The organism is Pseudomonas sp. TE3552 (genome assembly GCF_056278945.1).
This window is the reverse complement of the sequence record NZ_JBWBQJ010000001.1, coordinates 1706517-1729311: the sequence shown is the minus strand read 5'-3', so window position 1 is coordinate 1729311 and position 22795 is coordinate 1706517. Positions and strand designations below refer to the sequence as shown.

General features: G+C 60.4%; 15 protein-coding genes and 3 pseudogenes. 11 read left to right on the top strand and 7 right to left on the bottom strand.

What is annotated here, in order from left to right; translation table 11 throughout:
* Positions 1 to 209: 209 nt before the first annotated feature.
* Complete coding sequence (locus ACZ9BB_RS07675) at positions 210 to 2549, bottom strand: TonB-dependent receptor (RefSeq protein ID WP_476213227.1); 2340 nt, start codon at positions 2547 to 2549, stop codon at positions 210 to 212.
* Between the two features lie 155 nt (positions 2550 to 2704).
* On the opposite strand from ACZ9BB_RS07675, the gene ACZ9BB_RS07670 reads away from it, so the two are divergent.
* Together ACZ9BB_RS07670 and ACZ9BB_RS07665 are read left to right on the top strand one after the other, a co-directional pair.
* The gene (locus ACZ9BB_RS07670) at positions 2705 to 3649 is read left to right on the top strand and encodes a LysR family transcriptional regulator (RefSeq protein WP_476213226.1); all 945 of its coding nucleotides are present in this window, start codon (positions 2705 to 2707) and stop codon (positions 3647 to 3649) included.
* 181 nt (positions 3650 to 3830) lie between these two features.
* Positions 3831 to 5438 (top strand): alkaline phosphatase family protein, encoded by a 1608-nt coding sequence (locus ACZ9BB_RS07665; RefSeq protein WP_476213225.1) that lies wholly within the window; start codon positions 3831 to 3833, stop codon positions 5436 to 5438.
* Between the two features lie 150 nt (positions 5439 to 5588).
* On the opposite strand, the gene ACZ9BB_RS07660 is transcribed toward ACZ9BB_RS07665, so the two are convergent.
* Complete coding sequence (locus ACZ9BB_RS07660) at positions 5589 to 6494, bottom strand: TauD/TfdA dioxygenase family protein (RefSeq protein ID WP_476213224.1); 906 nt, start codon at positions 6492 to 6494, stop codon at positions 5589 to 5591.
* 182 nt (positions 6495 to 6676) lie between these two features.
* Here ACZ9BB_RS07660 and ACZ9BB_RS07655 point away from each other — a divergent pair, with 182 nt between their 5' ends.
* Positions 6677 to 7597 (top strand): LysR family transcriptional regulator, encoded by a 921-nt coding sequence (locus ACZ9BB_RS07655; RefSeq protein ID WP_476213223.1) that lies wholly within the window; start codon positions 6677 to 6679, stop codon positions 7595 to 7597.
* A 37-nt stretch (positions 7598 to 7634) separates the two neighbouring features.
* On the opposite strand, the gene ACZ9BB_RS07650 is transcribed toward ACZ9BB_RS07655, so the two are convergent.
* Complete coding sequence (locus ACZ9BB_RS07650; protein ID WP_476213222.1) at positions 7635 to 8636, bottom strand: ABC transporter substrate-binding protein; 1002 nt, start codon at positions 8634 to 8636, stop codon at positions 7635 to 7637.
* A 288-nt stretch (positions 8637 to 8924) separates the two neighbouring features.
* Here ACZ9BB_RS07650 and ACZ9BB_RS07645 point away from each other — a divergent pair, with 288 nt between their 5' ends.
* The 3 genes and pseudogenes from ACZ9BB_RS07645 (at position 8925) to ACZ9BB_RS07635 (ending at position 12970) form a co-directional block, all read left to right on the top strand.
* Positions 8925 to 10517 (top strand): ABC transporter permease, encoded by a 1593-nt coding sequence (locus ACZ9BB_RS07645; protein ID WP_476213221.1) that lies wholly within the window; start codon positions 8925 to 8927, stop codon positions 10515 to 10517.
* Positions 10514 to 11329: an ABC transporter ATP-binding protein gene (locus ACZ9BB_RS07640; protein WP_476213220.1), complete on the top strand. Its 816-nt coding sequence runs from the start codon at positions 10514 to 10516 to the stop codon at positions 11327 to 11329. Before ACZ9BB_RS07645 ends, ACZ9BB_RS07640 begins: the two co-directional genes overlap by 4 nt.
* Positions 11330 to 11358: 29 nt before the next feature.
* Positions 11359 to 12970: pseudogene (locus tag ACZ9BB_RS07635) on the top strand (arylsulfatase).
* A 103-nt stretch (positions 12971 to 13073) separates the two neighbouring features.
* Here ACZ9BB_RS07635 and ACZ9BB_RS07630 read toward each other — a convergent pair.
* On the bottom strand, positions 13074 to 14120 hold the full coding sequence (locus ACZ9BB_RS07630; RefSeq protein WP_476213219.1) for a LacI family DNA-binding transcriptional regulator: 1047 nt from the start codon (positions 14118 to 14120) through the stop codon (positions 13074 to 13076).
* Between the two features lie 207 nt (positions 14121 to 14327).
* Between ACZ9BB_RS07630 and ACZ9BB_RS07625 the strand changes: the two genes are divergently transcribed.
* The 3 genes from ACZ9BB_RS07625 (at position 14328) to ACZ9BB_RS07615 (ending at position 18962) form a co-directional block, all read left to right on the top strand.
* Positions 14328 to 16586: a TonB-dependent receptor gene (locus ACZ9BB_RS07625; RefSeq protein ID WP_476213218.1), complete on the top strand. Its 2259-nt coding sequence runs from the start codon at positions 14328 to 14330 to the stop codon at positions 16584 to 16586.
* A 39-nt stretch (positions 16587 to 16625) separates the two neighbouring features.
* Positions 16626 to 17960: an LLM class flavin-dependent oxidoreductase gene (locus ACZ9BB_RS07620; RefSeq protein WP_476213217.1), complete on the top strand. Its 1335-nt coding sequence runs from the start codon at positions 16626 to 16628 to the stop codon at positions 17958 to 17960.
* Between the two features lie 63 nt (positions 17961 to 18023).
* Positions 18024 to 18962, top strand: a complete 939-nt coding sequence (locus ACZ9BB_RS07615; protein ID WP_476213216.1) for an aliphatic sulfonate ABC transporter substrate-binding protein — start codon at positions 18024 to 18026, stop codon at positions 18960 to 18962.
* A 97-nt stretch (positions 18963 to 19059) separates the two neighbouring features.
* Here ACZ9BB_RS07615 and ACZ9BB_RS07610 read toward each other — a convergent pair.
* Both ACZ9BB_RS07610 and ACZ9BB_RS07605 read right to left on the bottom strand, forming a co-directional pair.
* Positions 19060 to 19347: pseudogene (locus ACZ9BB_RS07610) on the bottom strand (helix-turn-helix transcriptional regulator); the annotation flags it as partial.
* Entirely contained in the window at positions 19272 to 19775 is a 504-nt protein-coding gene (locus tag ACZ9BB_RS07605; protein ID WP_476213215.1) for a LysR family transcriptional regulator, read from the bottom strand. The gene ACZ9BB_RS07605 and the pseudogene ACZ9BB_RS07610, both read right to left, overlap by 76 nt.
* Before the next feature lie 232 nt (positions 19776 to 20007).
* Here ACZ9BB_RS07605 and ACZ9BB_RS07600 point away from each other — a divergent pair.
* A pseudogene (locus tag ACZ9BB_RS07600) lies at positions 20008 to 20169 on the top strand (conjugal transfer nickase/helicase domain-containing protein); the annotation flags it as partial.
* Between the two features lie 27 nt (positions 20170 to 20196).
* On the opposite strand, the gene ACZ9BB_RS07595 reads toward ACZ9BB_RS07600, so the two are convergent.
* On the bottom strand, positions 20197 to 21132 hold the full coding sequence (locus ACZ9BB_RS07595; RefSeq protein WP_476213214.1) for an AraC-like ligand-binding domain-containing protein: 936 nt from the start codon (positions 21130 to 21132) through the stop codon (positions 20197 to 20199).
* Between the two features lie 572 nt (positions 21133 to 21704).
* Here ACZ9BB_RS07595 and oxdA point away from each other — a divergent pair.
* A complete protein-coding gene (oxdA, locus tag ACZ9BB_RS07590; protein WP_476213213.1) occupies positions 21705 to 22760 on the top strand; it encodes an aliphatic aldoxime dehydratase in 1056 nt (351 codons plus the stop codon).
* The last annotated feature ends 35 nt before the right edge of the window (positions 22761 to 22795 follow it).

The window sequence follows — 22795 nt, the reverse complement described above, 5'->3', positions numbered from 1 at the left end:
TAGACCTAATATGAATAAGTGAAATCCGCGCATACGCCAAAGCCACGGCCCGCGTGGCCTGGCGCCGGGATACGGTTTTTCAATGCTTTTTCAGGCATGCAAAATATTCAGTAAAGGCATGGCTCAACAGGGTTGTTTGCGCACAAGGTGACGGCGCTGGCGATGCTGCGGGTGATGCGAGTGTTCAACCCGGCCACCTATCGCATGGGCTAGAAGTCGTAGCGTCCGGTCACCCCTAGCGTGCGCGGGCTCCCCAACAGGCCTTCGTACCCGCCGTTACCGCCGGTCCACAGGGTGGTGTAATAGGTTTTGTCGAAGGCGTTTTTCAGCCACAGCGACACGTCCCACTGCCCCTGCTCATAGTTGCCGCGCAAGCCGGTGGACAGGTTGACCACGGCGTAGGCGGGAATCTGTCCGTAGTCGGAATCCTCCACCGTGCCCACGGCCTTGGAGCGAAAGGCATAGCTGCCGGTGACGTAGGGTTCGAAGCCGCTATCCAGGTTCCACTTGTACTCGCCGTTGGCATTGGCGATCCACTTCGACGCCCCCACCACTGGGTGCCCGCTCAGGTCGCAGGAAGCCGGCGCCCCTGGGCGCAGACTGACTTCCGGCGGGCACGGCGCATCCTTGTAGCTCAGGTAGCGCACATCGTTGAACGAGCCGTTGAGGTTCAGCGTCAGGCCCTTGATCGGCAGCCAGGTACTTTCCACTTCCACACCGCGCGAGCGCACGGAACCGGCGTTGGTCAGGTACTGCACCCGGTTGTTCTGGTCATAGGCGTTGGTCTGGTAACCGTTGACCTGCGTCCAGAACAGGTTGGCATTGAGCTGCAGGCGTCGGTCCCACAGCGTGCTCTTGAAGCCAAGCTCGGCATTGTTGGCGCGCTCGGTGCCGACCAGCAGCGAGTCCGCCCCGGCAGTCGGTGCGGAGCCGACCACGAGGTTGACCCCACCGGACTTCTCGCCGTGGGACAAGGTCGCATAGCCCAGCAGGTTTTCGTTTAAGCGGTAGCTCAGGTTGAGCAAACCCGAAGGGCTGGCGCTGTATTGCGTCAGGTTGCCGGAGTCATAGGCACCAGTGCGGTTACGTCGAGCCGTCGCGGCAGCGCCCGTGACGGCCGCACCGCCCACCGGGTTGTTACGCGTAACCCACGCGCTTTTTTCTTCATAGGTACCGCGCAAGCCTGCGGTGAAATCCAGGCGCTCGGTGAGGTGCCAGGTGCCTTGGGCAAACAGGGCGAAACTGTCGGTGCGGATGTGCCCGTTGCCCACGGTGTTGACGTTGGCCAATGCGCCTGCGGGCGTGCCGTTCCAGATATCCGCTTGGGGCCCGTAAGAGACGAAGGATTTGTTGTCCAGCGAGTTGCCGAAGTAGTAGGCACCCAGCACGTAGTCGAAGAAGCCACCGGTGGGCGATGCCAGGCGAAATTCCTGGGACCACTGCTTGTCTTCCACCGACACGCCGCCGTTATACGATGCCGGCACGTTAAGGCCGTCATCGTTGCGCGGGGTGAAATTCCAGAAGCGATAGGAACTGACCGAGGTCAGGGTGAAATCGCTCGGCAACGTCCAGTTGGCTTCCAGGGAGGTGCCGCCCTGGAACACGGTGACGCGCTGGTCGCTGTCCAGGTTGACCTTGCGATGGGTACCATCGACCAGGGTTGCCCCCGCAGCGGCCGCCCGCGACTGGTAGAGGTTGGTGCCATTGATGGTCGGCCCGGTGCTGTACAGCACGCGGGTGCCGGCGCTGGAGTCCTCTTCGTTGTAGTCGCCGATCCAGCGCAGGTTGAACGCCTCGCTGGGCTTGTACAGCAGTTGCCCGCGAAAGCCCTGACGGGAGCCGCCGTTGAGATCATGGCCGTCGTATTCGTTCTTGATGTCACCGTCGCTGCGCGTGCGATAGGCCGAGAAACGCCCCGCCAGTTCATCGGTCAGCGGGCCGGAGATCGTGCCCTTGGTCTGGAAGTAACCGTCCTCGCCCAGCGACGTTTCGATGCTGCGCTCCGGGGTGAAACTCGGCGCACGTGTGCTGATATTGATCACGCCGGCCGTGGTGTTCTTGCCGAACAACGTGCCCTGGGGGCCACGCAACACCTCAAGCTGTTCGATGTCCATCAGGTCGAACACCGCCATCCCCGGCCGACCGAGGTATACGTTGTCGATATACAAGCCCACGCTGCCTTCCAGGCCATCGCTGGCCGGATTGTTGCCCAGGCCGCGAATCGACACGCTGGACTGGCGCGCATGCATATAGGCCACGTTGACACTGGGAACCAGTTGCTGCAAATCCTGAATCCGATAGACCCGCTGGCTTTCCAGGGCCTGGCCGCCGATCACGCTCATCGGCGTGGGTACCTCCTGGGCGCTTTCCGTACGCCGTCGGGCAGTCACCGTGACGGTTTCCAGTTGGCCGCTGGCGCTTTCACTCGAGGGTGCGGGTTCGGCCGCGTGGCTGGGTGTCCAACTGGCACTGCCCGCCAGCAACATTGCCAGGGGCAGGCGTTTTAGCCTCCAGGGAGAGCAAGGTACAGCGGGCTTCAACAGACTCATAAGCGGCTCCGGAACCCGGAAATATCCATCACCTGATATTCCCTTAGGTTATTTATTTATGCTTTAACGAACATTTACTGCATAAGAGATAGCCTTTATAAGGAGTCGACCTGATGCATAGCCAATGCATTTCCTCGATATTTTTGATGTGAAAAATGCATATCGATCTGCGCCAACTTCGCCACTTCATCGCCCTTGCCGAACAACGCAGTTTTGTCGCGGCGGCGTTGACGGTGAACCTGTCGCAGTCGGCGTTCAGTCGCAGCATCCAGGCCCTGGAACACAGCGCCGGATGCCAACTGGTGGATCGCGGCCGCAAAGACCTGGCCCCCACCAAGCAAGGCCAGGTATTGCTCGAACATGCCCGGCGCCTGGTCAGTGGCGCGCAGCAACTGGCCAACGAGATCAGCCAGTTCAATAGCCTGGAAGCTGGCGAATTGCGCTTCGGTTGCGGCCCGGCGCCGGCGGCGGGATTGATACCCCGGGCCATTGGCAGTTTTATCGGGCGCTACCCCAAGGCCCGTGTGCAGTTCCAGGTGGATGACTGGCAAAGCCTGGGCAAACGCCTGCTCAGCGAAGAATTCGAATTCTTCGTCGCCGACACCCGCCACTTCGAAGCCCACCCGGACTACCACACCTACCGCTTGCGGCCGCGCAAATGGTATTTCTGCTGCCGCGCCGGCCATCCGCTGGCGCAGCAACACAGCGTGACGGCCGCGCAATTGATGAGTTACCCACTGGCTGTGACCATCCGCCCGCCGAACCTGCGCAAAGTCATCGTTGACCTCAGTGGCCGGCCCGATTACCTGCCCAATGTCGAATGCGAGAACGGCTACAGCCTGATGGGTGTGGTGCTGCGTTCCGACGCCATCGGCATCGTCAGCGCCAACAGTGATGTGCTGCACATGGCCCGCGGCGAGTTAGTGTGCCTGACGATCGATGGTCTGGCCGAAGACCTGGAGGAGCGTTACACCCGCTATGGCATCGTCAGTCGTGCGGGGTATCGGTTATCGCCGCTGGCGGAGGCGATGATCGAGCAGATCAAGCAGATCGATGAACAGGATGAGGGTGTGCGCGCGCTGGAGAATCTTGCTGTCTGAACCGGCGCTTTCGCGAGCAAGCCCACATTTGGAATGCGTTTCAACGGTGCGAGCTTGCTCGCGAAAACGCCGGCAGCAACACCCATGCATTGACTGCATCAAACCCAGTCCCCAAATGCACTTGCCACCCACCCATCCAAACAGCGAAAAAACCTCACCTGTCCCCCATTCGGTGAGCACCATGTCTGCCCCCCAAACCGTCCGCAACGTGCTGTACATCATGTGCGACCAACTGCGCCGCGATTACCTGTCGTGCTACGGCCACGCCCATCTGCACACGCCGAACATCGACCGCCTGGCCGCCGCCGGTGTGCGTTTCAGCCGCGCCTATACCCAGGGCACCATTTGCGGCCCCTCGCGCATGTCGGCCTATACCGGGCGCTACGTCAGCAGTCATCAGGTGGCGTGGAACGCGGTGCCGTTGCCCCTGGAAGAACTGACCATCGGCGACTACCTGCGCCCCCACGGCATCCGCACGGTGCTGGTGGGCAAGACCCACGCCACGCCTAACCTGGAGGCGTTGCAGCGCCTGAACATCGACCCCGACAGCGTGCAGGCAGAGCCGCTGAATGAAGTCGGCTTCGACGCCTACTTCCGTCATGACGGCATCTACCCCGACAGCCCGCTGTTCGACGACAAGCGCGAGTCCGCGCCCTATACCCATTACCTGCGCGAGCAGGGCTACAGCGGCACCAACCCGTGGCACGAATGGGCGAACGCGGCAGAAGGTGAAAACGGCGAGGTGCTCAGCGGCTGGCACATGCGCAACGCCGGGCGACCCGCGCGAGTCGCTGAGCAGCACTCGGAAACCGTCTACACCACCGACCGCGCCATCGACTTTATCCACGAGCAAGCTGAGCGACCGTGGTGCCTGCACCTGTCCTACATCAAGCCGCACTGGCCCTACATCGCCCCGGCGCCGTATCACGCGTTGTACGGGGCCGAGCATATCCAGGCGCCCATACAGCCTGGACAAACCAGCGATCACCCTGTGTATCACGCGTTCCGCCAGCATCAGGAGAGTCTGAATTTTTCCCGTGACGAGGTGCGGCTCACGGTGATTCCCACCTACATGGGTCTGATCAAACAGATCGACGATCAACTCGGGCGCTTGTTCGATTTTCTGCAAAGCAATGGCCGCTGGGACGACACGTTGATCGTGTTCACCAGCGACCATGGCGACTTCCTCGGCGATCACTTCCTTGGCGAGAAAGAATTTTTGCTGGAGCCTGCGGTGGGCATTCCGCTGATCGTACGTGACCCGCGGGCCGCTGCCGATATCAGCCGTGGCACGGTGGACGCACGCCTGGTCGAAACCATCGACGCCCTGCCGACTTTCCTCGACGCCTTGGGCCTGCCCGCTGCCGACCATCGCCTGGAAGGCCGTTCGCTGATCCCACTGCTGCACGCTCACGACATCACTTGGCGCCGCTACGCCATCGCCGAATACGACTACGCCTTCCAGGCCCCGGCCCGCGAACGCCTGGCACAACCCATCGACCGCTGCCGCATGACCATGGTGCGCAGCGAACGCTGGAAGTACCTGGCCTACGACGGCTTTCGTCCACAACTGTTCGACTTGGAGAACGATCCGCAGGAATTGCACGACCTGGGCAACGACCCGGCCTATGCCGAGGTGCGCGAAACCCATCTGGGGTATCTGTTCGAGTGGCTGCGTGGGCTGAAGCGGCGCACCACCATCAGCCACGCAGAGATCGATCTGCGTGGCCAACGGTTTCGTTATGGTGAGCCTGAGGCGGAGAAAGTGGTGCAAATCGGCGTCTGGTAAACGACGCAAATCAATGGGGTGAGATTCCTGTGGCGAGGGAGGCTTGCTCCCGTTCGACTGCGCAGCAGTCGCCGGCTTCTGGGGGGCTTCGCACCCCAGCGGGAGCAAGCTCCCTCGCCACATTGTCCACACAGTTGAATCTGCGCCGGCTTAGAGACCCTTGGTGGTTTTACTCGACTGCCCTTGCACCCCTACCGGCACATCGCCCTTGAGGGTGACCCGGCGCACGACGCGTTCCTGGGTGCCGTAGTCGTCCACGGCGTAATGCTGGGTCGCGCGATTGTCCCAGATCGCCACGTCACCGGTGCTCCAGCGCCAGCGCACGGTGTTTTCCAGGCGCGTGACGTAGCTTTGCAACAGGTTGAACAGTTGGATCGACTCCGCCTGTGAGTATCCTTTGAGACGTTTGACAAAATGCCCCAGCAACAGGGTTTTCTCGCCGCTGACCGGATGCACACGCACCACCGGGTGTTCGGTTTCGTACACCGTGGAAGTGAACACCTTGCGATATTCCTCAAGTCGTTCTACCGACACATCCGGCTTGATCGCGGCGTAGTCGTATTCGTTGCTATGCACCGCCCACAGGGTGTCGGCCAGTGCACGCAACTCGACGCTGAGGTCGTTATAGGCGGCGGACGTATTGGCCCAAACGGTGTCGCCACCGGACTTGGGCGCCAGCACCGAACGCAGCACCGAGGCTTTTGGGTAGGCATCGACGAAGGTCACGTCGGTGTGCCAGGAATTGGCGCGCTGGCCGCGCGTACCGTCCAGCTCCATCAGGAAGCGCGTGCCGTCGCGTACCGGCACCGTCGGGTGGGCAATCGGCTCGCCGAGCAGATGGGCGAAGGCTTCCTGGCTCTGGTCATCGAGGTGGGTCTGCTCGCGGAAGAAGATCACCTTGTATTGCACCAGCGCCTGCTGGATGGCTTCGACGGTGGCGGCATCCAGATCGCCGGACAATCTGATGCCACGGATCTCGGCACCGATGCGGCCAGCGACCGGGTGAATGTCCAGTGCCTGGGCGATGGGTTGAACAGCTAATGCGGCGTTGCTCATTGTGGTGACCCTCATGTGCCTGCTGATGGTGGGAACGCTTCCCGGCAACGCTCTATTAATATGCAATTTTGATCTAGCAAACTAATAAATGCATCGTTGACGGAATAATAGATTGCATTTAAAACCTCTGCTCCCTTGGTCGCAAATGCCTTCGACCTATTTTTAAAATGCAGGGAAAGCATATGGATCTTCGCCAACTGCGCTACTTCATCGCCCTTAACGAACACCGCAGTTTCGTACGCGCGGCCGACGCCATGGGCATCACCCAGCCGGCGTTCAGCCGCAGCATCCAGGGGCTGGAACAAGAGTTCGGCTGTGTACTGGTGGACCGTGGCCACAAGGATCTGCGCCCCACGCCCGAGGGGCAGGTGGTGCTGCAACACGCACTGACTCTGGTGCATGGCGCAGCCTTGCTCAGCAGTGAAGTGACGCGCATGACCAAGCTCGACGCCGGCGACCTGCGCTTCGGCTGTGGCCCGGCACCCGCCGTGAAACTGGTGCCCGACGCCGTGGCGCGCTTTATCACCGCCCACCCGAAAATCCGCACCAGTTTCCAGGTGGACAACTGGGAAAAACTCAGCCGCGCCCTGAGCCGCGAAGAGATCGAATTTTTTATCGCCGACATTCGTCAGTTCGAAACCGACCCGAATTTCCAGACCCGCGCGCTAACGCCCAAGCGTGGGGTGTTTTTCTGCAGGCCTGGGCACCCGCTGTTGGCCAAGGACAGCCTGTCGACCAACGACATGTTCGATTACCCCCTGGCGGCGCCGCTGATCTCCCAGGGCATTCGCAAACTGCTGGCGAACCTCAGCGGGCGCATGGATTTCTCACCGAGCATCCAGACCGAACATTTCCCGGCGTTGACCAAGATCGTGTTGCAGTCCAATGCCATCGGCGTGGGCACCGAGGAAGCCTTCGCCGACGACATCGCCCAAGGCACGCTGGTGCTGCTGCACTGGCGCAACCTGCCACAGAACATGGACACCCTGAGCGCCCGCTGCGGCATCGTCAGTCGCACCGGTTCACGCTTGTCGCCAGCGGCGAAGGCGATGATCGAGACGTTGCTGGAAGTGGATCGGCAAGAGGTGAGTGTGGCGGTCTAACCGGCCTCTTCGCGAACAAGCCCAGACACCACCAGACTCAGAGCCCCGCTGCGGCCAGATTCGGCGCCACCCAATCACTCACCTGGAACGGCCTGCGAATCAGCTTTTCCTTCGACGCCAGGTCGACCGCACCCTGTAATTTGCCCAGGAACACCGGGTCCAGGGTCGACGGGAAAATCTCGCTGAGGGTCTGGTCTTTCAAGTCATTGGTCAGGATCAGCGACGGGTAACTGGCCAGCCCCGACACCAATTGGATGTAGGCCTGCTTGTTGTTGTCATCGGTCAACCATTGCACCGCTTGCTGCTGGGCCTTGAGCAGCTTGGCCACCGCGTCGGGATGCTCGTCGACGAACTGTTTGCTGCCCACCAACACCGCCTGCACGCTGCCGGCGCCACCGAGGTCCTTGGTGGTCAACGGTATTTCCGCCAGCCCCTTGGCTTGCAATGCGGTCAAGTTCGAGCCGCCCCAAGTGGCATCAATCTGCTTGGCGGCCAAGGCGGCACCGGCTGCGTTGTAATCCAGGTTGATGACTTTCAGATCCTTTTCACTCAAGCCCTGGCTGGCCAACGCGGCGTCGAACGACAACTGGCTGGCCGTGCCGCGAAACACTGCGACACGCTTGCCCTTGAGGTCCTGCAAGGTCTTGATGCCCGAGCCCGGCACCACGCCGAGGTACTGCTTGATGTCCCGTGCGGTGGCACTGAGCAGGCGGGTATACAGGCCATTGGAACGGCCGATGATCGCTGCCAGATCGCCCAGGTAGGCCAGGTCCACCTGGCCATTGGCGAAGGCTTCGTTGATCACCGGGCCCGCGCCCTTGAAGTAATTCCACTGAATCTTGATGCCTTGGTCGGCAAAGGCTTTCTCGAAGATCTGCTGCTCGCGCAACACATCCGTTATGCCGCCGCCACTGTGCTGGCTGCCAGCACTGAGGTCGGGCACGGCAATGCGGATTTCCTTGAGTTCGGCAGCATGCACCAGCCCGGCCAACGCAGTGCCCGCGAACAGAGTGATCAGACGTTTAAAAGGCAATTTCATAAGCGCAGCTCCTTGTGGGCGAGGGTCGCCTGGGGAGCAGAAAGTAGGCACAGGCTGAGCAAAACTTTAAATACTATAAATTCACACTTTAATAGCTTTTAGACCTATGCAAGTTAAAACGCTGGCCCCAGAGGACTATGCATAAACAGCATGGAAAATATTCTTCGAATGCATTGGATGCGTGCAGGACAGAGGCTTTAAATGATTTTTCTTATCCCTCAATCATCTTGATTGCATTTTTATAAGATCAAAATCAGATAACGCCATTGGCGACAACGGAGGTCCTCCATGGCCCGAATTTCACTTTTGAGCCTACCGCTCGCGGCCCCCAGCGCCACCCCGCACTGGCCGGTACTCAATGAACGTCTGCTGCCATGGCTGCTGCCTTTGGCGCTTTCCGCGCTGTGGTGGCTGGGCAGCCGCCATCACTGGATGAGCGAGCAGATTCTGCCACCGCCGTCGCTGGTATGGAGCAGCGCGGTGGAACTGGCCGGCGGCGAGCTGTGGAGCCATCTGACAATCAGCTTGCAACGCCTGTTCTGGGGGCTGTTGGCGGGCATTGGCAGTGGGGCGTTGCTGGGGGCACTGCTAGGCTTCAGTGCGCGCGCCGAGCGCCTGGTGTTTCCGACGTTCAGTGCGTTGTCGCAAGTGCCGACGCTGGCCTGGATCCCGTTGTTCATGGTGTTTTTCGGCATCGGCGAGACCCTGAAACTGGTGGTGCTGGTGAAAGCGATCGTGGTGCCCGTGACCCTGCACACCCTGGTGGGCGTACGCGACGCCCAACCCCATCTACGGGAAGCCGCCCGCGTACTGCGCCTGCCCACCCACCTGTTGATCCGCCGCCTGATCCTGCCCGCCGCACTGCCGGCATTCATGGCCGGCGTGCGCCTGGCCCTGGCGGCCGGCTGGACCTCATTGCTGGCGGTGGAGTTGCTGGCCTCCAGCGAAGGCATCGGCTACCTGATGGTCTGGGCGCGCCAACTGTTCATGCTCGATATCGTCTTCGTGTGCATCGTGATCATCGGCGTACTCGGCGTGGTGATGGATCGCGGCATTGGCTGGTTGGACCACAAATGGGTGCACTGGCCGCATCCGGCCACCGCGCAGATTCGACGCGGCCCGCGCTATCAAGGCTGGCAGCGCCTGCAACCGTGGCTGCTGCCCCTGCTGCTGCTGACTCTGTGGCAGGTGGCGACGCAACAGGCTTGGGTAAACGCAAACATTCTGGTCAGCCCTTGGGTCGTGCTGCACACCACCGCCGCGGGTGTACTGGACGGCAGCCTGAGCGGCGCCCTGGGCACAAGCCTGAGACGTACCCTGGGCGGATTGCTGCTCGGCGGCGGCCTCGGGTTTGCGCTAGGTCTGTGGCTGGGGCTGTCGCGCCACAGTGAACGGGTGCTGGGGCCGACCCTGGCAGCCTTGCGACAGATCGCGATTTTCGCCTGGGTGCCGCTGCTCACCGCCTGGTTTGGTTTGGGTGAATTGGCCAAGTGGGTGTTTATCGCCCTCGCGGCGTTTTTCCCGCTGTTTATCGCCACTCAACGCAGCGTGCTGAACCTCTCGCCACAGCTCAGCGAGGCCGCGCAGGTGCTGCGTCTGGGTCTGACCCAGCGGCTGCGCCGCCTGATATTGCCAGGCGCTGCTGCGGGCATTTTCGCCGGTCTGCGCCTGAGCCTGATCTACGCCTGGCTGGGCACCATCGGTGCGGAATATTTCATGCCGTCCAACGGCGGTATCGGCAGCCTGATGATCGGCGCCCAACAACTGCTGCGCATGGACCTGATCATGAGCGGCATGCTCCTGGTCGGTCTCACCGGCGCAGCCCTGAACTTGATCGGCCAACGCATCGAAACCCGCGCCACCCGCTGGAGACACGCATGAACGCACCGATTGTCAGCTTCAACCATGTGGGCAAGTCCTTTGACGTCGACGGCTTCGAGTTGGAGGCTATTCGAGAATTCAACTTGGACATTGCCGAAGGCGAATTCGTCGCGATTGTCGGCTCCAGCGGCTGTGGCAAATCCACCCTGTTGCGCCTGCTGGTGGGGCTCGACACCCAGTTTCGCGGCGAGATTCGCGTCGACGGCCAAACGGTCAGCGGCATCGGCGGCGAGCGCGGCATCGTGTTCCAGGAGCACCGTTTGTTCCCTTGGCTGACCGTCGCGGAAAATATCGGCCTGGGGCTGGTCAACGAGCCCATCGGCCAGGCTGAACGTGACCGGCGTATCAGCGATTTTATCGAGCTGGTGGGCCTTAGCGACTTCACCCGCGCCTATCCTCACCAGTTATCCGGCGGCATGGCGCAACGGGTGGCGATTGCCCGGGGACTGGTGGCCAGCCCGCGCATCCTGCTGCTGGACGAGCCCTTTGGCGCCCTCGACGCCTTGACCCGCCAGCAGATGCAGGACGAACTCCTGGCGATTCGTGACCGCGCCAAGATCACTACGGTGCTGGTGACCCACGATGTGGAAGAAGCGATTTTTCTCGCCGACCGTGTGGTGGTGATGGAGCCAAGGCCCGGGCGGATCAAGCAAGTCGTCGAAGTTGCCCTGCCCCATCCACGCCAACGCAGCAGCTTCGAATTCCACCAGTTGCGCGAACAGCTGCTGCACGAATTGACCAGCGATGACCATTACCAGCCGCCGGTGCGCGAACAGATCCGCGACCTGCCACTGGCCTTTATTGCCTGCTAAAAGACCGCCTGCTAATGAGGAACGCCTTGATGCCGCAACGTCCCAATTTTCTAGTGATCCTGGCCGATGACATGGGCTTCTCCGACCTTGGCGCGTTTGGCGGGGAAATTGCCACGCCGCACCTGGACGCCCTGGCACTCAACGGCCTGCGTTTGACCGACTTCCACACCGCGCCCACCTGCTCGCCAACGCGCTCGATGCTGTTGACCGGCACCGACCACCATATCGCTGGCATCGGCACCATGGCCGAGGCGCTCACCCCGGAGCTGATCGGCAAGCCCGGCTACGAAGGCTACCTGAACGATAAGGTGGTGGCGCTGCCGGAGCTGCTGCGCGAAGCCGGTTACCAGACGCTGATGAGCGGCAAATGGCACCTGGGCCTGACCGCCGTACTGGCGCCTCACGCTCGTGGTTTCGAGCGTTCGTTCTCGTTGTTGCCGGGGGCGGCCAACCACTACGGTTTCGAGCCGACCTATGACGAGCACACACCGGGCCTGCTCAAATCCACTCCGGCGCTGTATATCGAGGACGAAACCTTCGTCGAGCAACTGCCCAAGGATTTCTATTCCTCCGATGCCTTCGGCGACAAGCTGCTGCAGTACCTCAAGGAGCGCGACCAGACCCGGCCATTCTTTGCCTACTTGCCGTTTTCCGCACCGCACTGGCCGCTACAGGCACCCGCCGACATTGTTGAAAAATACCGTGGCCGCTACGACGCCGGCCCCGAAGTACTGCGCCTGGAGCGCCTGGCAAAACTCAAGGCTCTGGGGTTGATCGACGCCGATGTCGAGCCCCATCCGCTGATCGAATTGAACACCCAATGGGCCGCCCTGACCGACGAGCAGCGTCAAGTGTCGGCGCGTGCCATGGAAGTGTATGCGGCGATGGTCGAGCGCATGGACTGGAACATTGGCCGGGTGGTGGAGTACCTGCGCCAGCAAGGGCAATTGGACAATACGTTCATTGTGTTCATGTCCGACAACGGCGCCGAAGGTGCGTTGCTGGAGGCTTTCCCCAAGTTCGGGCCACAGTTGCTTACCTACCTCAACCAGCATTACGACAACAGCCTGGACAACATCGGCCGCGCCAACTCCTACGTCTGGTACGGGCCGTCGTGGGCACAGGTGGCAACGGCGCCGTCGCGGCTGTTCAAGGCATTTACCACCGAGGGAGGGATTCGTGTGCCGGCGCTGGTGCATTACCCCCAGCTGTCGCTCAAGGGGCGCATCAGCCATGGGTTCGGCACAGTGATGGACATTACACCGACCATTCTGGACCTGGCCGGCGTACACCATCCCGGCAAGCAGTGGCGCGACAAGCCCGTGGCGCCGTTGCGCGGCAAATCGTGGCTGGGCTTCCTGTCGGGCGAGACCGCCGAGGTGCACGACGAACACACGGTCACCGGCTGGGAGCTGTTTGGCCGTCGCGCGATTCGCCAGGGCCAGTGGAAAGCCGTGTACATCCCCGGCCCCGCGGGGGCCGGCAACCTGGCAGCTGTATGACTTGGGCCAGGACCCTGGCGAGATCCATGACCTGGCCTTGAGTCAACCGGACAAGCTGGCCACTTTGATTGGCCACTGGCAGCAGTACGTCGACGAAACAGGCGTGGTGCTCAGCGCATCGCCGTTTCAGCCGGATTGAATTTCTGATTTTAAAGACTCTACGACACTCGAGTTGCCCTAACCGGCGTCGCCGGATTGCAACGTTGTTGCGCAAAGCTCCCTCGCGCGATGGCTTCTGCCATTCACGCACTCTCGCGCTCGATCAAACGACACGCCAGCAGATTCAATCGCGGCACGTCATCCTCCACGGGCAGGCGGCCCAGACTCTCCAGTACACGTGTGGCGGCCAGAACGCCGATTTCAAGCGCCGGGGGCTTGATAGTGCTCAGGCTCGGCAACAGCATTTCGGCAAAAGGATAATCGCCAAAACCAAACACAGCGCAATCTTCGGGGATGTTCAGCCCGGCCCTTTTTCCGGCCAACAAGCCACCGGCAGCAAGGTTATCGTTGGCGAAAATGATCGCGTCGGGACGCAAGGCCTCGCTCATCAATGCATCCATGGCTTGCTTGCCTGCTTCGAACGGAGCCCGGCCGGCGTCCGGCGTGAACACCCAAGGCTCCAGCTCCAACGCCAGCAACGTCGCGGCATAACCATTGCAACGCTCCTGCGCGCTGAGGTCTCCTACCATGCTGTTCTGCACAAAAGCGATGCGTCGATAACCCTTGCCGTGCAGATAACGAACGGCTGTCACACCGACTTCATAGTGGGAAAAACCGATCTGCACCGGTTCACGTTCAGGTTGGTAATCCCAGGTTTCAATTACCGGAATGTCCGCCTCCGCGATCATCTTTTCCGTGCCGGCGCTGTGGTAGTGGCTGGTCAGCACCAGCGCCGCCGGTGACCAGCCAAGGAACGCCCGAACCGCGTTTTCCTCCTGTTCCAGGGAGAAATAACTCGATGCCAGCAGCAGCTGATAACCGTGCAGGCTGAGGGTGTCGCTGAAGCCTTGAAGGGTGTTGGCGAAGATTGGGCCGGAGATGTTCGGGATCACCATCGCCACGATCTTGCCCCGCGCCGACGCCAGCCCACCAGCCACCAGATTCGGCACATAACCCAGCTCATTGACCGCCGCCGCGATCCGCTCGCGACGCTCGGGTGAGACCTGCTCCGGCTGGTTGAAATAACGCGAGACGGTGATAGCCGAGACGCCGGCGTGCATGGCCACCGTATTCAATGTCACGCGTCCGGCGCCGCGGCGCTTGCGTCCTGGAGTCTTTTTAATACTCAAGGAGGGATCCTTGTTAATAAGTTAAAAGCATATAAAGATAATTTTTTAGTATTTGACGATCTATAACGGTTTTCTCAATACTGATGATGGTAGCGCTACCAAAGCGTTTTGTCTGCTACTCGCTCGAGCGAATGCCCCAAGACAAATTCAAGGCGCCGTGGCTAAAGGTCAGCGGCGGTTCAGGGCAACTTCCAAGCAGGCACAACGATGCATTACATTCTTGGGGAACAACAGAAACTGTCGCGGTCGATACGCGCCGCCACGCCACGCCAGCAGCATTTGGGCCTGTTACTGGCTGGGCTCACAGCGTTACCACTACCCTATGCCGTTGCTGCGGACAGTACCGCAGCCGCCCAGGTTCAACCGATGACCCTGGAGGCAGTCACCGTCACTGCCACCCGCCGCGAAGAATCCCTGCAGAAAGTTCCGGTGGCGGTTTCGGTGGTGGACGGCGAACAGTTGGAGCGTGACAACCGCAACGGCGTCGCCAGTATCGTCCAACAGGTGCCGTCGCTGAATTTCCGTACCGGCGCGTCGAACAAAGACACCTCGCTGTTCATCCGCGGGGTCGGGACCATTTCCACCTCCCCCGGCGTCGAACCAACGGTGGCGACAGTGATCGACGGCGTGGTTTACGGCCGTCCTGGCCAGGCCACCCTTGACCTTCTCGATCTGGAACGCATCGAAGTGCTGCGCGGCCCGCAGGGCACGCTGTTCGGCAAGAATGCCTCGGCCGGGGTGCTGAACATCGTGACCAAGGCGCCCGGCACCGAGACCCACGGATACATCGACCAGTCGTACTACAGCGGCAATGAAAGCCGCACCCGCTTCGGCATCGGCGGCAGCCTGATTCCGGAGACCCTGACCGGTTCCGTCACCACGCTGTTCGGCAGCTACGATGGGAATGTCGACAACAAACACAACGGTCATGAAGTCAACGGCTACAACCGCAAGGGCGTGCGCGGCAAATTGGCATTTACTCCCAACGACGACGTCACCTTCACCCTCGCGGCCGACTACATGCAGTCCCACGACGATGCGCCCAACGGGGTCGTCACCAAGGCCCTGACCCCGGCGTTCGCCAATGCCTTGAACCCGGTGCGGGCCAGCAGCGATAACCGTGACATCAACACCGACACCCGCAGCCATGTGGAAGACGTCAACAAGGGCTTGTCCGGCCAGCTCGACTGGAACCTCGGCGACCACACCCTGACATCCATCACCGCCTGGCGCGGCTGGGACAACACCCAATACCAGGACGGCGACCGTCTCAGCACCATCACTGCAGCTTTCCCCGGCACCGCCGACAAGGGCGAGCTGGATTACAACCAATATTCCCAGGAGCTGCGTCTGGCCTCGCCCAAGGGCCAGTTTCTCGAATACGTAGGCGGCCTGTTCTACATGCACGGCAAGGACGAGGAAACCTACCGACGCACGTTGACCACCCTCACCACCGTCAATCGTGGCGTCGCCGACTACAGCACCACCAGTGACAGCTATGCGGTGTTCGGCGAAAGCACCCTCAATTTCACTTCGGACTTTCGCGGCATCGCCGGCCTGCGCTGGACTCACGACGATCTGGAATACGATCACCGCCGTGTTTCCACCTCGGCCACCGCTGTCAGCGGCATTCAGCCGGACACCAGCAGCTCCGGCTCGGTGGACGAAGACGGCTGGTCCGGTCGGCTCGGCGTTCAGTACGACTTGAGCGACGCGGTCACTACCTACCTGACCTATTCGCGAGGTTATAAAGGCCCGGCCTACAACGTGTTCTTCAACATGCAACCACGCGATACCGAAGCGCTGAAACCGGAAACCTCCAACACCTGGGAGGTCGGCATCAAGGCGACCTCATGGAACAATCGCCTGACCACCAATCTGGCGGTGTTCCACAGCGACTACGACAACTACCAGGCAAACTTTTTCGACACCGTCGCAGGTCAAGTGGTGACGCGCCTGATCAATGCTGGCAGCGTCAGTACCGAAGGTGTCGAACTGGATTACACCTTGCAGGCGACTCAACAACTCAAGTTATCCGGCGCCCTGGCCTACACCCGCGCGCGGATCGACGAGTTTGCCTGCCCAGCGGGCGCAGCGGCTTCGTGCAACGTCAACGGCAAACCACTGCCGTACACCCCGGACTGGAAAAGTTACGTGCGCGCCGACTACAGCGTTCCCCTGGACAACGGCCTGGATATTGAACTGGGGACCGACTACAGCTGGCAGAGCGAAGTGCAATACGACATCAGCCAAAATCCGAATACCAAACAGGGCGCCTACGGCATCTGGAATGCCAGCATTGCCCTGGCCGATTACAACGAAGGCTGGCGCGTAGCGCTGCTGGGCAAGAACCTCGCCGACAAGTCCTACTCACCGCTGTTAGCCAGTGGTGGGAACTACATCTACCGGGCTGTGCCCCGGGACGACGAGCGTTATTTCGGCGTGCAAGTGCGCAAGGATTTTTGAGCCATTGCACGCGCTCGACGATTGATCAAGGAACTGGCTATGACCCGCACAACCCGCCAACTCAAACTGGGCGCTTTTCTGATGGCCACCGGGCACCACGTCGCGGCGTGGCGCCATCCGCAGGTTCCGGCCGATGCAGGGCTGGATTTCAAGCATTACAAACATCTGGCCCAGATCGCTGAAGCAGCCAGATTCGATGCCTTGTTTGTCGCCGACAGCGTCGCCGCGGCGACGGGTGAAGCGGCCAGCCGCATGGCGCGCTCGGATCATTTCGAGCCGTTGACCTTGCTGTCGGCCCTGAGCGCAGTCACCGAGCACATCGGACTGATCGCTACCGCCACGACGAGCTACAACGAGCCCTACCATGTGGCGCGTAAATTCGCCTCCCTGGATCACCTGTCCGGAGGCCGCGCGGGCTGGAATTTGGTGACTTCCGACGCTGCTGCGGAAGCGGCGAATTTCGGCCGCGAAGAACACATCGGTCACGCCGAGCGCTACCGTCGCGCCCGGGAATTTCACCAAGTCGTCACCGGCCTCTGGGATAGCTGGGGAGATGACGCTTTCATCCGAGACAAGGCTTCGGGTCAGTACTACGACCCAGGCAAGCGGCATATCCTGGATCACAGCGGCGAATACTTCAAAGTCAAAGGTCCGCTGAACGTTGCCCGCTCCCCACAAGGCCAGCCGGTAGTCGTCCAGGCCGGCGCTTCACAAACCGGCCGGGAGCTGGCGGCGCAAACCGCTGAAGTGGTGTTTACCGCGCAGACATCACTGGCCAATGCCCAGGCTTTCTATGCCGATTTGAAGGGCCGCCTGGAAGCGTTCGGACGCAATCCTGACTCGCTGAAAATCATGCCGGGGGTATTTGTCGTGGTCGGTGAGACGCAAGCGCAAGCCTGGGAGAAGTTCGAAGAGTTCCAGGCGCTGGTCGAGCCCGAAGTCGGCATCGCCCTGCTTGGGCGCATGCTGGGCAACTTCGATTTAGCCGGTTACCCGCCGGACGGCCCATTGCCTGAGCTCCCGCTGACCGATAGCGGCCAGCAAAGCCGACAGAAACTGCTGACCGACCTGGCCGGCTCGGAAGACCTCAGCCTGGCGCAATTGGGCCGCAGAATCGCCGGCGGCCGTGGACATTACAGCCTGATCGGCACACCGGGACAAATTGCCGATGAATTGCAGAACTGGTTCGAAAGCGACGCGGCGGACGGTTTCAACGTGTTGGTCCCACACCTGCCCGGTGGGCTGGAAGACTTCGCGCAGCAAGTGGTGCCCGAACTGCAAAGGCGGGGGCTGTTTCGCCGTGAATACGAGGGCCGAACCCTACGGGAAAATCTTGGACTGGCGCGCCCGGGCAACAGCTTCGTATCAACCTGACAAGCAACCCTTCCAATGCCGGGAACGGCCTCAACAGTTCCGGCACAGCAAAGAGAGACGACGATGAGTTTTCTGAAAAAAATCTGTGCAGGTCTTGCCCTGCTCGGCCTGACCCACATCGCTGCCGCGGCGGACCCCGCGACGCTGAGGATCGGTTACCAGAAGGGCTCGATCGCTCTGGTACTTGCCAAGGAACACGGTCTCCTGGAAAAACGCTTCGGACAGACCGCCGTCAAGTGGATCGAATTCCCGGCCGGGCCGCAGATGCTCGAAGCACTGAACATCGGCGCGCTGGACGTCGGCTCTACGGGTGACATCCCACCGCTGTTCGCCCAGGCGGCCGGCGCCGATCTGGTGTACATCGGCGCCGAGCCGGCCAAACCCCAGGCCGAAACCATCCTGGTGCGCGGTGACAGCCCGCTGCATGACGTCGCCCAACTCAAAGGTAAGAAAATCGCCTTCCAGAAAGGCTCCAGCTCACACAACCTGATCCTGCGCGCCTTGAACAAGGCCGGTCTGAGCTACAAAGACATCCAGCCGATCTATCTACCTCCCGCAGATGCACGAGCGGCATTCGAACAAGGCAGCGTCGATGCCTGGGCGATCTGGGAGCCCTACGCGTCACTGGCCCTGAGCCAGAACGGCGGCCGCGTACTCGCCAACGGTGAAGGGTTGGGCCTGTCCGGCCCGGTCTACACCGCCCGGCGCGACTATGCCCAAAGCCACGGTGCTTTCCTGCACGCACTGCTCGATGAGCTTACCGCAGCCGAAGCCCTGACTCGCAGCCAACGGCAAGCAAGCCTTCAGGTGCTGACTCAATTCATGGGGCTGCCCGAAGCCGTGATCGCTCGTTACGTGGATAATCGGCCGCCATCACCGGTGCTTCCCATTGATGAAAAAATCATCGAAGCGCAGCAGGTCACGGCAGATCTGTTTTATGCCAACAAGCTGTTGCCTAAACGGCTGGACGTGAAGGATGCAGTCTGGACGCAGCCAAACTGAGGCAGACCTGGCGTGGTCAACGCGCCAGGTTCCGGATCACCAAACCGTCCTTCCGAAGAGCCTAAGGAATTCAGTACTCTCATCACCCGTGGCGTCGCTAGTCGAGCCTTCCACCCTGTTTCCGTGCGTGTTTGATATCTCTTGAGGGGGGAGCTCCGAAACGTCGGGCATATTCGCGGCTGAACTGGGCGACGCTTTCATAGCCTACCCGCAACGCAGCGGTGTTCACGTCGACCCTATCGGTCAACATCAGGCTGCGCGCGGCTTGCAGCCGTAACGATTTTTGATACTGAACGGGGCTGGTGCCTGTCAGCTTGCGAAAGTTGTGATGCAGAGTAGAGCTGGCCATGCCCGATCGTTCGGCGAGTTCGGCCACGTGCAGCGGCTTGAGTCGATCAGCAGATCGAAGATACCCTCCTCCATTTGCCGACCTATGAGCCCAGGGTCAACGGCATTGAGAGACACCTGGATTTGGGTACCTGCGAGCTTAGTGATCGAGGTAATCAACGGCTCACAGATGGTGCTCAACGCTGTATCACAGGCGGCTATGCGAAAGACCCTCTTGTCGTTCCAAGGATCGAATCCAAGCTCACTCTGAATGACAGAACCAAGAGTCTTCAACGCCGAACGTAGAGGGCCCCGCAGCGCCAAAGCCCGGGCGGTAGGGGTCATGCTCCGGCCTTTTTGGATTGGGACCAACAGCGGATCGCCCATAAGCTCGCGCAAGCGTGAAAGCTGCGTAGACATTGCCGGCTGGCTGATGTGAAGGCGTGAAGCCGCCTTGGTCACGTTCAACTCAGCCAATATCCACACACGAACGAAGCGCTGTTCGCCATTGCCCTATGGCCCATATTGTTCGCGATCGGCTGCTGGCGAACGCCACAAATCGCCCAGTTTCTGAACACTCAGGGGGTTGAGATCAGCATGCTGCAGGTCTTTCTGGCGGGCTTTGGCGCCTAACCACATCTTGCCTGCCATCGGCAATAAACCGGTCAGCGAACTATTGGAACTTAAGATTAAGAACACCTGAGAGTTTTGATGTCCGGTCACCCCAGATATTTTTCAACGTTATGCTCAAGAGTTCCCAGGTAAATCCAACGGTTTCAATCAAGACATTGAAGAATGGCGATGGCTGCAAAAACAAGTCGAAAAACTCAACGTCCACAGGAGGTGTGGTGACGGATTGAACATCTGGTCGTGTAACGTGTTGCAGAAGCGATAAAGACCGCCCATTTCACTCTCGCCGCAGGAGAGTCTGAGGAGCCATGCCAAAGGCCTTGCGAAAGGCGTGGCTGAAATGAGAGAAGTCGGAGAAACCGAAATCCAGCGCCGCCTGAGAAATACTGCGGACTTGACCGCGTTCAATGGCGTCGCGGCTGGCGAACAATCGCGCCTTCCAGATTTCCGCGACCGGCGATTTCTGATGACGGGCGAAAGCGCGCGTAACCGTGCGCGTGGAGACATGGTGAGCTTGGGCAATGCGTTCGAGCGACAGGTCCGCCTCGGTCAAATACTGATGGATGTAGTTCATGATCCGGCCGTACAGGTCCAACTCATCATGAGTCTGCTTTAAATCCTGGAGTTCCAGGCTGACCACCAGAAGGTCAAGCAACGTGCTGGAGTAACGACTGGATATTCCCGTGTTCTGGAAACCTGAAGGCATACCCGCGGCCTGGCGTAACATCTCGCGTAACGGAATCACCCCTGGGCGACGATCATCCAGAACCACAGCGGTGCAATCTGCTATGCCGGGCAACCGCTGACTGAGCAGTTGTCGCGGAATGCGCACAAGGTGATTATCGGTACCACCGAAGCTGAATCTGAACGGCTGGGATGCGTCATAAAGAAACAGATCATCCGCGGTGAGCTTCGTCCGTCGGTCAGCCTGTTCCAGTTCGCCGTAACCGCTCCGGGTAAAGCCCAACCACAAATCGTCATTAGGATCACTGCGCAGGTGCTGGGCGGAACGCTCCCAATAGTGCAAGGGTGCGGACAACGTGCAAATGTCCAATGCCCCCATGCTATGCACCTCCAGCACCCCGTCGAAATCGCTCTGCGCCAGCAGTTTGCTGTCTGCGTCCAGGCAGTGGTGACACACCACCTCCTTCCAGTAATCGAACCGGAGGGGTGCCGTAACGGCAAGCGTTGAATACTGACATGTCTGGCTCATTGCATTCACCTCGCGGCGGCGTTTCAACAAAAAAAGCGGGGTAACGTTTTTGCGAGCCAAGCAATTAGCAGGCCATCTTCATCGCCTCATTCCCGCTGTCAGACACCTTGGAAGATAGCCGCCTGCGAGCTCGGCTGGCGTTAAACAGGTAGATCCTTCCAACACTCCCCGTGCCACTTCTCGGGGCGCCTCCCCCCTTGTTTCACAAGCCCCGCACCATTGCTGCGCGCTGATATGCCGGCCTTTTTTGCCTGTCCTTTTTAACCAAACGGTTGTCCATTCGAGCCAAGCACGTTTCATCGCCCCTCGATAATTTTTACTCCATGCCGTGTCCCTACAAGCACCAATGATGAGGTGTCTGATGCATCCACAAGAACAGCAGCGACTGTCCGATTCATCCTGGTTTTTACAGCGATGGGACATGGCACCCGAAGAGTTTGCCACTTACCTGGTACAGCTCGGGACCTTGGCGCTGCAACGCCGATGGAGTGGTACCCGCCGCAAAACCCCCACATCCACTGGGATGTAGAACAGCGAACCGTCCGTTTGAGACGGAAATAAAGGAGCCCCCCATGGAATCTGCAATCGATAAACATCTCAAATGTCCCCGGACGTTGTCCCGTCGTGTTCACGACGATTACCAGCCACCCTTCCCGATGTTTGTCGGGCGAGCTGACGAAAACGTGAAGCAAGTCGTGATGGCTTACCTCGGGGTGCAATTTCGCGACGAGCAACGCGCCGCCGCCCTGCAGGCCATGCGCTACATTGACGCCAGCTTCTCCCTCACCGATGGCCCTGGGAATCACGACCTGACCTACCACCTCGACAATCAGGGGTATGGAAACTTCATCGCCGTGGGTTACTGGCGTGATCCTGCTGCCTATCACCGATGGTTACTTTCAGCGCCTGTGGCCGATTGGTGGGGCGACGAGGCACGCCTGAACGAAGGGTTGGGGTATTTCCGCGAAGTCATCGCACCACGTGCCGAGCAGTTCGAGACGTTGTATGCATTCAAGGACGATTTGCCAGGTGTCGGTGCGGTCATGGACGGCATAAGCGGCGAGATTGAGGAGCACGGCTACTGGGGCTCGGCGCGCGACCGCTTTGCTATCTCACAGACCGATTGGATGCAGCCGACCGGCGAACTGCAAGTCATTTCCGGCGACCCCGCCAAGGGCGGCAGGGTTGTGGTACGCGGCCACGACAACCTGACGCTGATCCGCTCTGGACAAGACTGGGTCGAAGCCGGCGACGAAGAGCGCGCACTCTATTTCAACGAGATGCTACCGCCACTGCAAGACGGCATGAACTTCCTGCGTGACGAGGGGCAGGCGCTGGGCTGCTACAGCAACCGTTTCGTACGCAATGTTGACCTGGATGGCAATTTGCTCGATATCGCCTATGACATCGGTCACTGGCGATCACTCGACAAACTGGAGCGCTGGGCAGAATCCCATCCCACTCACTTGCGCATTTTCACCACGTTCTTTCGCGTGATCGGGGGCCTTTCGAAGCTGCGGCTGTATCACGAGGTCTCGGTAGCGGATGGTAGCCAGCAACTGTTCGAGTACATCAACTGCCATCCGCAGACCGGGATGATGCGCGACGCGCAAGTGTCGCCCACCTGACTCCATCGCTGACTCCACTTTTAGCCCTGCGCGTC

Excerpts from the sequence above, each read along its gene's own strand:
- ACZ9BB_RS07675 (WP_476213227.1), bottom strand. The coding sequence starts at position 2,549 with ATGAGTCTGTTGAAGCCCGCTGTACCTTGCTCTCCCTGGAGGCTAAAA.
- ACZ9BB_RS07670 (WP_476213226.1), top strand. The coding sequence starts at position 2,705 with ATGCATATCGATCTGCGCCAACTTCGCCACTTCATCGCCCTTGCCGAA.
- ACZ9BB_RS07665 (WP_476213225.1), top strand. The coding sequence starts at position 3,831 with ATGTCTGCCCCCCAAACCGTCCGCAACGTGCTGTACATCATGTGCGAC.
- ACZ9BB_RS07660 (WP_476213224.1), bottom strand. The coding sequence starts at position 6,494 with ATGAGCAACGCCGCATTAGCTGTTCAACCCATCGCCCAGGCACTGGAC.
- ACZ9BB_RS07655 (WP_476213223.1), top strand. The coding sequence starts at position 6,677 with ATGGATCTTCGCCAACTGCGCTACTTCATCGCCCTTAACGAACACCGC.
- ACZ9BB_RS07650 (WP_476213222.1), bottom strand. The coding sequence starts at position 8,636 with ATGAAATTGCCTTTTAAACGTCTGATCACTCTGTTCGCGGGCACTGCG.
- ACZ9BB_RS07645 (WP_476213221.1), top strand. The coding sequence starts at position 8,925 with ATGGCCCGAATTTCACTTTTGAGCCTACCGCTCGCGGCCCCCAGCGCC.
- ACZ9BB_RS07640 (WP_476213220.1), top strand. The coding sequence starts at position 10,514 with ATGAACGCACCGATTGTCAGCTTCAACCATGTGGGCAAGTCCTTTGAC.
- ACZ9BB_RS07625 (WP_476213218.1), top strand. The coding sequence starts at position 14,328 with ATGCATTACATTCTTGGGGAACAACAGAAACTGTCGCGGTCGATACGC.
- ACZ9BB_RS07620 (WP_476213217.1), top strand. The coding sequence starts at position 16,626 with ATGACCCGCACAACCCGCCAACTCAAACTGGGCGCTTTTCTGATGGCC.
- ACZ9BB_RS07615 (WP_476213216.1), top strand. The coding sequence starts at position 18,024 with ATGAGTTTTCTGAAAAAAATCTGTGCAGGTCTTGCCCTGCTCGGCCTG.
- ACZ9BB_RS07595 (WP_476213214.1), bottom strand. The coding sequence starts at position 21,132 with ATGAGCCAGACATGTCAGTATTCAACGCTTGCCGTTACGGCACCCCTC.
- oxdA (WP_476213213.1), top strand. The coding sequence starts at position 21,705 with ATGGAATCTGCAATCGATAAACATCTCAAATGTCCCCGGACGTTGTCC.